This window comes from Mesorhizobium sp. P3_A9 (assembly GCF_056402975.1).
Window position 1 is genome coordinate 1 of the sequence record NZ_JBFUGJ010000268.1, and the last position, 8,310, is coordinate 8,310.

The 8,310-nt window shown below is 61.7% G+C and carries 9 protein-coding genes and 1 tRNA gene; 6 read left to right on the top strand and 4 right to left on the bottom strand.

Annotated features, from left to right (window positions below; genetic code table 11):
• The 4 genes from AC1DX0_RS26500 to AC1DX0_RS26515 all read right to left on the bottom strand — a co-directional run.
• A partial coding sequence (locus tag AC1DX0_RS26500; RefSeq protein WP_477357395.1) for a hypothetical protein occupies nt 1–219 on the bottom strand: 219 nt, incomplete at its 3' end.
• Between the two features lie 408 nt (nt 220–627).
• Nucleotides 628–717, bottom strand: a tRNA-Ser gene (locus tag AC1DX0_RS26505).
• Nucleotides 718–970: 253 nt separating this feature from the next.
• Entirely contained in the window at nt 971–1,114 is a 144-nt protein-coding gene (locus tag AC1DX0_RS26510; RefSeq protein WP_477220602.1) for a hypothetical protein, read from the bottom strand.
• Between the two features lie 57 nt (nt 1,115–1,171).
• Nucleotides 1,172–1,330: a hypothetical protein gene (locus AC1DX0_RS26515; RefSeq protein ID WP_477220603.1), complete on the bottom strand. Its 159-nt coding sequence runs from the start codon at nt 1,328–1,330 to the stop codon at nt 1,172–1,174.
• A 299-nt stretch (nt 1,331–1,629) separates the two neighbouring features.
• Here AC1DX0_RS26515 and AC1DX0_RS26520 point away from each other — a divergent pair, with 299 nt between their 5' ends.
• The 6 genes from AC1DX0_RS26520 to AC1DX0_RS26545 form a co-directional block, all read left to right on the top strand.
• Complete coding sequence (locus tag AC1DX0_RS26520; protein ID WP_477357397.1) at nt 1,630–2,847, top strand: septal ring lytic transglycosylase RlpA family protein; 1,218 nt, start codon at nt 1,630–1,632, stop codon at nt 2,845–2,847.
• Nucleotides 2,848–2,930: 83 nt separating this feature from the next.
• A complete protein-coding gene (locus AC1DX0_RS26525) occupies nt 2,931–4,097 on the top strand; it encodes a D-alanyl-D-alanine carboxypeptidase family protein (RefSeq protein WP_477357399.1) in 1,167 nt (388 codons plus the stop codon).
• A gap of 82 nt (nt 4,098–4,179) precedes the next feature.
• On the top strand, nt 4,180–4,854 hold the full coding sequence (gene tmk / locus AC1DX0_RS26530) for a dTMP kinase (RefSeq protein WP_477357401.1): 675 nt from the start codon (nt 4,180–4,182) through the stop codon (nt 4,852–4,854).
• The gene (locus tag AC1DX0_RS26535; protein WP_477357403.1) at nt 4,851–5,906 is read left to right on the top strand and encodes a DNA polymerase III subunit delta'; all 1,056 of its coding nucleotides are present in this window, start codon (nt 4,851–4,853) and stop codon (nt 5,904–5,906) included. The genes tmk and AC1DX0_RS26535 overlap by 4 nt, the downstream gene beginning before the upstream one ends.
• A gap of 139 nt (nt 5,907–6,045) precedes the next feature.
• A complete protein-coding gene (metG, locus tag AC1DX0_RS26540; RefSeq protein ID WP_477220608.1) occupies nt 6,046–7,599 on the top strand; it encodes a methionine--tRNA ligase in 1,554 nt (517 codons plus the stop codon).
• On the top strand, nt 7,599–8,310 hold a 712-nt coding region (locus AC1DX0_RS26545; RefSeq protein ID WP_477357405.1), incomplete at its 3' end, for a TatD family hydrolase. The genes metG and AC1DX0_RS26545, both read left to right, overlap by 1 nt.

Sequence of the window (8,310 nt, forward strand, 5' to 3'; positions counted from 1 at the left end):
AAGGGGGGAAGCAGTAAGCGGGTAGATAATTGAGAAAGCGTCCAACGTCTTTACCGCCACATCTGCTTCGGGAAGACATTCGGCGATCTTTGTAAACACCTTGGACTGTTTTTGACACGCTACCAGCGCCCGAAAGTCAGCTTGTCCCGCAGCAGCCGATGTAGCGATGGTCGTCGCCACAGCAACGAAACCTAGTATGATCGCTGTCCAATTGAACATAGCCACCGGTCTCATTGAGATGAGACCGGTGGCATTTCATAAGTTTGGAGACATTTCCTTGCCGCGATTTGTCGCATTGAGTCGGGTTGCCCCACCATTTCGCGAATCATGCAGCTATAAAAATCACCACGATGATCCCACAGCCAAATTGTGATGGCACCCGCTAATATCCCGGCTATTGCAAAAGCAAATTTCGCCTTGGATTTCCCCATTGTCGCTCCCCCCATGCTTTCCTAAGCATATAGGACTTCGGGGGGACACGCGACAATCGAAGCGCAAAGGTCAAACCGCGACACAGCCACATTGTTTGACCCTGCTATGCGGCCCGATTGGTTAGTAGTTTGGTTAGTTGGGCACTAACCGAAAACCGCCAAACCCCATGTTTTCCGGGCTTTCTAGGGGTTGACTTGGCGGAGGGAGTGGGATTCGAACCCACGGTGAACTTGCGCCCACGCCGGTTTTCAAGACCGGTGCCTTAAACCGCTCGGCCATCCCTCCGTCGTGATTTTTCAATCACTTGGATCGTGCGCTTCCGAAGGGTTTTCGCCGTTGGCGCCGGATTGGCACCGAAGGCGTTCCCGACCGGTTCGCTGTTCATTCCTGTAAAGCGGCATTGAGGCCCGCGTCAACCACCGCTGCGGCGCCTTCCTGTTGACCGGGCAAGCGCCGACTCAATTTTAGGTTTGGGGGAGGGTTGAGCGATCCTCTGAGGTGGCCCCCTCAACGACGAGGTGGGGACCCTTCAATCGCGTCACAGAGGGGACAAGGGGACGAATTTGGGCGTTCGCAGTTCCTGGGCCATTTTTGCCGCCTGGAAAATTGTCATCAGAACGAGGATCGGCTCACCCTCTGTCGGGTTGATCGTCAGGGCCACACGGCCGAGTTCGTCGCTCATGCCGCACGTCCAGTCCTTGACTGCGATCACCTTCTTCCCGGCCATGTGCCCGAGGCTTTACGCGGCCTGAAGCCGGTACACGGAACCTTCGCCGGATATTGCCACCAGCCGTAACATGGCAAAAGCGGCCAAAACGATGAAAAACGCCGTGATGTTCAGGAACATCGTCGACGCAAAAATGCTCGCGCTCTGGTCGTAGCAGCTTGCGAATTCCATCACGCTTTACCCCTTCAACGCTTGACGAACGGCGAACCACACCCATCGACAAGAATGATCCTGATTTGGGAGAAATTCAAGAGATTGCTAATATACGAGACGCAGCGCACCGAGCGCGGCAGGGCGGCGTCACAATCTTGCCCGGTTCCGGCCACAATCGGTTAATATCGTGATAAACAATTCCTGTGCACAAAGGATCGGGGTTCAGGGCGCCGTTGGTGTTGTCGAGTGAGTGCTTTGGCTCCTCTGCTGTTCAAACCACGGCGTCTTGATTGAGACTGTAGGGGATTTCAGGAAAAATGCAGGCTACGACGCATCAGCGTCTTCGTCGCGCTTCCACGCTTACGCTGCTTGCGGCGTCGGCTGCCTTGCTGGCGGCTTGCGCGTCGCAGYCTGAGCCGAAGGGGATGGTCAATCCCAAGCCTCGTTCCAAGGAATATTTCGCCGAAACCGAATATGGCGTGAAGGCGAGCCCGCGCGTCCAATTCATGCGCCGCGGCGGCGGCCGCGACCAACTCGGCAAGCCCTACCAGGTGCGCGGCAAGTGGTATTATCCGAAGGAAGACAAGCGCTACGCCAAGGTCGGCCTGGCCTCCTGGTATGGCGACGCCTTCCATGGCCGGCTGACCGCCAATGGCGAAGTGTATGACACGGCGCAACTGACGGCCGCGCATCCCACCATGCCGTTGCCGAGTTATGCGCGTGTCACCAACCTCGAAACCGGCAGTTCGGTCATCGTGCGCGTGAACGACCGTGGCCCCTATCATGAGGGCCGCATCATCGATGTCTCGGAGCGCGCGGCGCAGATGCTCGACTACGCCAAGGTCGGCACCGCGAAGGTCAAGGTCGAATATGTCGGCCGCGCGCCGCTCGATGGCAATGACGACCAGTATCTGATGGCATCCTACCATCCAGGCAACAGGATACCGGATCCGTCGGATGGCTTGCCGACCGGTGTCATGGTGGCCATGAACGGACCGTCGCCAAGCGTGCCGGTGGGCGCAGCCGCCGTACCGTTCCCTGGTCAGCTGATCGATTCCGCCACCCCGGTTCAGGCACAGATGTCGGCGCCGTCGCCGGCCTTCGGCGATCTGTCGCTGCCCGACTTCGGGCCGATCGTACCGGAGCGGCCGGACATCAAGCTGCCGCCGCAATCGCCATTCGCCGTGGCGTCGCTCTCCTATGCCGACGAGCGTGTCCGCCGCGCCGATGTCTTCGCCGCGCTCGACGACGACGGGATGTCGCCCGCCGATATCCTGCAATCGTGGAAAAAATCCAACAAGCAGGCGCCGTCGCCTGACTATGTGGCGGCCGGTACCTTCGACAGCGCCGCCGAGGCCAAACGCGTCGCAACCGCGCTCGCGCCCTACGGCCGGACCGAGATCCAGCGTTCCGATCTCGACGGCAATGACTGGTACGCGGTCAACCTCTACCCCAACGGCCATGGCGGCTTGGATGATCTGCTGCAGGCGGCATGGTCGCACGGCGCGCCGGACGCTCTGGCTGTGCGCAACTGATCTATTTTCCCCGCGCGGTTGATCCGGCGGAAAAAACCCTGATAGCTTGGTTGTGCCAAAACCGGCAAACGGGTCGAGATTTCATGCAGTTGCGCGCCTTTCCGCCATTTGCCGGCTTCCTGGGACTGGCTTTGCTGCTGCTTTGCCTCGCTCCAGCCCATGCGCAGATTTTCGAGACCAAGGCCACACAGGCGTTCATGATCGATGCCGACACCGGCACGGTGCTGTTTTCGAAAGACGCCGACAAGCCGATCCCGCCGGCCTCGATGGCCAAGCTGATGACCATGGAAGTGGTTTTCAACGCCATCAAATCAGGGCGCCTCAAACTCGACGACACCTTCGTGGTCAGCGAAAACGCCTGGCGCAAGGGCGGCGCGCCGTCGGGAACATCGACGATGTTTGCCAAGCTCAAATCGGCGATCCGCCTCGAGGACCTGATCCAGGGCGTGACCGTGCAGGCGGCCAATGACGGCTGTATCGTCATTGCCGAGGGCATGGCCGGATCCGAGGACAATTTTGCCGCTGAGATGACCGAGCGCGCCCGGCAGATTGGCCTGAAAACATCGACTTTCGTCAATTCGACCGGCCTCCCGGCCGACGGCCAGCAGACGACGGTGCGCGAACTGGCGCAGCTGGCCCTGCATCTGTGGCGCGATTATCCGGATTTCTATCGCTACTACGGCCTGAAGGATTTCACCTGGAACAAGATCTCGCAGAGGAACCGCAATCCGCTGCTGGCSATGGACATCGGCGYCGACGGCCTGGCTGTCGGCGCGAGCGAGGCGGCCGGCTTCGGCATCGTCGCTTCGGTCAGCCATGACGGCACGCGGGTAATCGTGGCCATGAGCGGGCTGGCCAACGACAAGGAGCGCGCCGAAGAGGCGCGCAAGCTTCTCGACTGGGGCGTGCGGTCCTTCCAGAAAACCGAGATCTTCGCCAAGGACGAGGTGGTCGGTGAGGCCCAGGTTTTTGGCGGTGCGAAATCCGGCGTCACGCTGAAGGCAAAAGGGCCGATCGACATCTTCCTGCCGATCACCAACCGCGACAAGCTGACCGCCAAAATCGTCTACAGCGGCCCGGTTGCAGCACCCGTGGAGGAGGGCCAGCCTGTGGGTGCGCTGCGCGTCTGGATCGGCGACACGCTGAGCCAGGAGACACCGCTATTCGCTGCTGAGTCGATCGGTGTCGGCACGTTGCCGCAGCGCGCGCTCGATGCGGTCAAGGAACTGGCGATCGGCTGGCTGCGATAACACCGACGGCATGGACGTTTTCCCGAACGCGGACTATCTAGAGCGCAACAATCCACTCCAACCTGGACAAAGGCCCTTTCGATTGGCGCGCGGATTTTTCATTACCTTCGAAGGCGGCGAGGGCGCAGGCAAGTCGACGCAGATCGAGCGGCTGGCGAGGAAGATGCGCGCCAAGAAGTATGATGTCCTGCTCACACGCGAACCGGGCGGCTCGCCAGGCGCCGAAGCGGTCAGGCATGTGCTGCTTTCGGGTGCTGCCGAGCCATTCGGGCCGAAGATGGAAGCGCTGCTCTTCGCCGCCGCGCGTTCGGACCATGTCGAGCAGGTCATCCGGCCGGCGGTCGAGCGCGGCTCCATCGTGCTTTGCGACCGTTTCCTGGATTCTTCGCGCGTCTACCAGGGCGTCACCGGCGGGATCGACCCGGCCTTCATGGATGCGCTGGAACAGGTCGCCATCAACGGCATGATGYCAGACATGACGCTGATTTTCGATATCGATCCGGCCGAAGGCCTCAGGCGCGCGACGCTGCGGCGCGGCAGCGATGCCGACGCCGACCGCTTCGAGAAGGAAACGCTGGCCATCCATCAGGCTCGGCGCGAGGCCTTCCTGGCGATCGCCGCGGCCGAACCGGAACGCTGCATCGTCATCGACGCGGCCGCCGATCCCGACACGGTGGAGCACGTCGTCACCGCGGCCGTGTTCGCGGCTCTGGAGGCGAGGGCACCCGCGCGCAACAGGCAGGCCGCACCGGTATGATCTTCGAACGCATTGCGCCGGAACAGCATGACACGCTGGACGGCGTGCCGGAACCGTCGGAAACGCCCCGTCTGGTCGGGCACCGGCAGGCGGCCGAGATGCTTGCCGCCGCCTATCGATCGGGAAAGCTGCCGCATGCGCTGATCTTCGCCGGCCCCGTAGGCATCGGCAAGGCGACGCTGGCTTTTCATCTGGCGCATCATTTGCTGAAGCACCCGGCCTTCGCGCAGGCGCCGGACAGTCTTGCCGTGCCCGATCCCGCCTCGTCGCTGTCTCGCCAGATCGCGACCGGGGCGCATCCGGGCGTCCTGCATCTGACGCGGCCGATGAACGACAAGACCAAGAGCTTCAAGACCGTCGTCACCRTCGACGAGATCCGCARGGTCAGCCGCTTCCTGTCGMTGACCTCGCATGACGGCAGCTACCGSGTCGTSATCGTCGAYCCRGCCGACGACATGAATGCCAATGCCGCCAATGCCTTGCTGAAGAACCTTGAGGAACCGCCGGCGCGAACGCTGTTCATTCTCATCGTCCACGCGCCGGGCAGTCTGCTGCCGACGATCCGCTCGCGCTGCCAGGTGATACGCCTGACGCCGCTCGACGCCGACGATTTGCTGGCGGTGCTGCAGACCGCCGAACCGCCGCCGCCGGACGATCCGGCCGCGCGGGCGGCGCTGGTCGAACGGGCAGGGGGCAGCGCGCGCAACGCGATCCTTTTGACGCAATATGGCGGGCTGGAGATCGCCCAGACGCTCGATGCGCTGGTGGCGAAGGGAAAGAGCGACATCGGCGGATCCTATCGGCTGGCGGAAGCCGTCGCCGGCCGCGACCAGGCGATCCAGTTCGATATCTTCAATCGCCGGGCGCTCGATCTTTTGTCGGACGCCGCGAGCCAGGCGGCGCGGTCGGGCGATCTCGCGCGGGCCAAAACCCTGTCGGACACTTGGCATGAGGCGCTGGACGCTATATCTGAGACCGATACCTACAATCTCGACAAGAAGCAGCACGCCTTGACCATGATCGACCGCCTGAATTCTGCGATGCGAATGTGACGGACTTCTTGGTGCATGCCGTTGCCCCAAGACCGGGGCTACTTTTGGGCGGCATGCACTAGCCTCGGGATGGCAATCGCCATTCCGATGCGATATCCACCGCCACGGCTTCCATTCAGACATTCATGATGGTTCATTCATGTCACGCGACACATTCTACATCACGACCGCGATTTCCTATCCGAACGGCAAACCGCATATCGGCCATGCCTACGAACTGATCGCCACCGACGCGCTTGCACGTTTCCAGCGGCTCGACGGCAAGCAGGTGTTCTTCCTCACCGGCACCGATGAACACGGCATCAAGATGCTGCAGACGGCGAAGCGCGAAGGCATTTCGGCGCGCGAACTGGCCGATCGCAACTCGGCCGACTTCAAGCGCATGGCAACCGCGCTCAACGCCTCCAACGACGATTTCATCCGCACCACCGAAGAGCGGCACTACGCGGCCTCGCAGGCGATCTGGAAAGCGATGGACGCCAATGGCGACATCTACAAGGGCGGCTATGCCGGCTGGTACTCGGTGCGCGACGAAGCCTATTACGGCGAGGAGGAGACGGAGGTCCGTCCCGACAATATCCGCTATGGGCCGCAGGGAACGCCGGTCGAATGGGTCGAGGAAGAGAGCTATTTCTTCCGCCTCTCGGCTTACCAGGACAAGCTCATCGCGCTTTATGAAAGCCAGCTCGACTTCATCGGCCCGGCCGAGCGCCGCAACGAGGTGATGAGCTTCGTCAAATCCGGACTGAAGGATTTGTCGATCTCGCGCACCACCTTCGACTGGGGCGTGCCGGTTCCTGGCGACGAGAAGCATGTGATGTATGTCTGGGTCGACGCCCTGACAAATTACATCACCGGCGTCGGCTATCCCGATGAAAACGATGAGAAATGGCGCTTCTGGCCGGCCGATGCGCATATCATCGGCAAGGACATTGTGCGCTTCCATGCGGTTTACTGGCCGGCCTTCCTGATGTCGGCCGGCATCCCGTTGCCGAAGCGCGTTTTCGGCCACGGCTTCCTGTTCAACCGCGGCGAGAAGATGTCGAAATCGGTCGGCAACGTCATCGACCCGTTCAGCATGGTCGAACATTACGGTCTCGACCAGGTGCGCTACTTCTTCCTGCGCGAAGTGCCGTTCGGCCAGGACGGCAGCTACAGCCATGAAGCGATTGTCAACCGCACCAACGCCGATCTCGCCAACGGCCTCGGCAATCTGGCGCAGCGCTCGCTGTCGATGATCGCCAAAAACTGCGGCGGCGTGGTGCCGAAGCGCGGCGATTTGACGGAAGCCGACAGCGCCATCCTGGATCAGGCTGTGGCGGCTCTGGCCACCGCGCGCAAAGCAATGGCCGGGCAAGGCATTCACCTGGCAGTCGCAGCGATCTTCGATGTGGTGGCGGAAGCCGATCGATACTTCGCTGGACAGGCACCATGGGCACTGAAGAAAACCGATCCGGAGCGCATGGAAACGGTGCTGTGGACGACCGCGGAGGTGGTTCGACGCGTCACCGTGCTGTGCCAGCCCTTTGTTCCGGAGTCGGCCACGAAGCTGCTCGACCTGCTGGCGGTGCCGGCGGACAAACGTAACTTCGAGCATGTCCACGCCGACTATGCGCTTGTGCCCGGCACAGCATTGCCCGTGCCGGAGGGCGTATTTCCGCGTTATGTCGAACAGCCGAGCGCGAACGCCTGATGCTTGTCGACAGYCACTGCCATCTGGAYTTTCCMGATTTCGCCGAGGAGCGGRCGGCCATYGTCGCCCGCGCCAAAGCGGCCGGAATCGGCCGCATGGTGACGATATCGACCCGTGTGAAGCGCTTTCAGCAAATCATTGAAATCGCAGAGAGTTTCGACGAAGTGTATTGCTCCGTCGGCACCCATCCGCACAATGCCGCCGAGGAACTCGACATCACCGCCGCAGAGCTTGCCCGCCTGTCGGCTCATCCGAAGGTGGTGGCGATCGGTGAAGCGGGGCTGGATTATTTCTACGACAAAGCGCCGCGCGATGCGCAGGCGCAGGGCTTTCGCAATCACATCGCCGCCGCTCGCGAGACCGGCCTACCCCTCGTCATCCATTCGCGCGATGCCGATGACGACATGGCAGCTATTCTCGAGGACGAAACAGGGAAGGGCGCCTTCCCCTTCATCCTGCACTGTTTTTCATCGGGACGCCGGCTGGCCGAAATCGGTGTGTCGCTCGGCGGCTATGTGTCGTTCTCGGGCATCCTGACCTTCAAGAATTCGGCCGAATTGCGCGCCATCGCCGCCGATGTGCCGCAGGACCGGCTGCTCGTCGAAACAGACGCACCCTACCTGGCGCCGATACCGTTTCGCGGCAAGCGCAATGAGCCGGCCTATGTCGCGCACACGGCACGAGTGCTGGCGGAGACGATTGGCGTCAGCG

Bases quoted from the DNA above. Each gene is read 5' to 3' on its own strand.
- AC1DX0_RS26515 (WP_477220603.1), bottom strand. From the start codon at position 1,330: ATGGAATTCGCAAGCTGCTACGACCAGAGCGCGAGCATTTTTGCGTCG.
- metG (WP_477220608.1), top strand. From the start codon at position 6,046: ATGTCACGCGACACATTCTACATCACGACCGCGATTTCCTATCCGAAC.
- AC1DX0_RS26510 (WP_477220602.1), bottom strand. From the start codon at position 1,114: ATGAGCGACGAACTCGGCCGTGTGGCCCTGACGATCAACCCGACAGAG.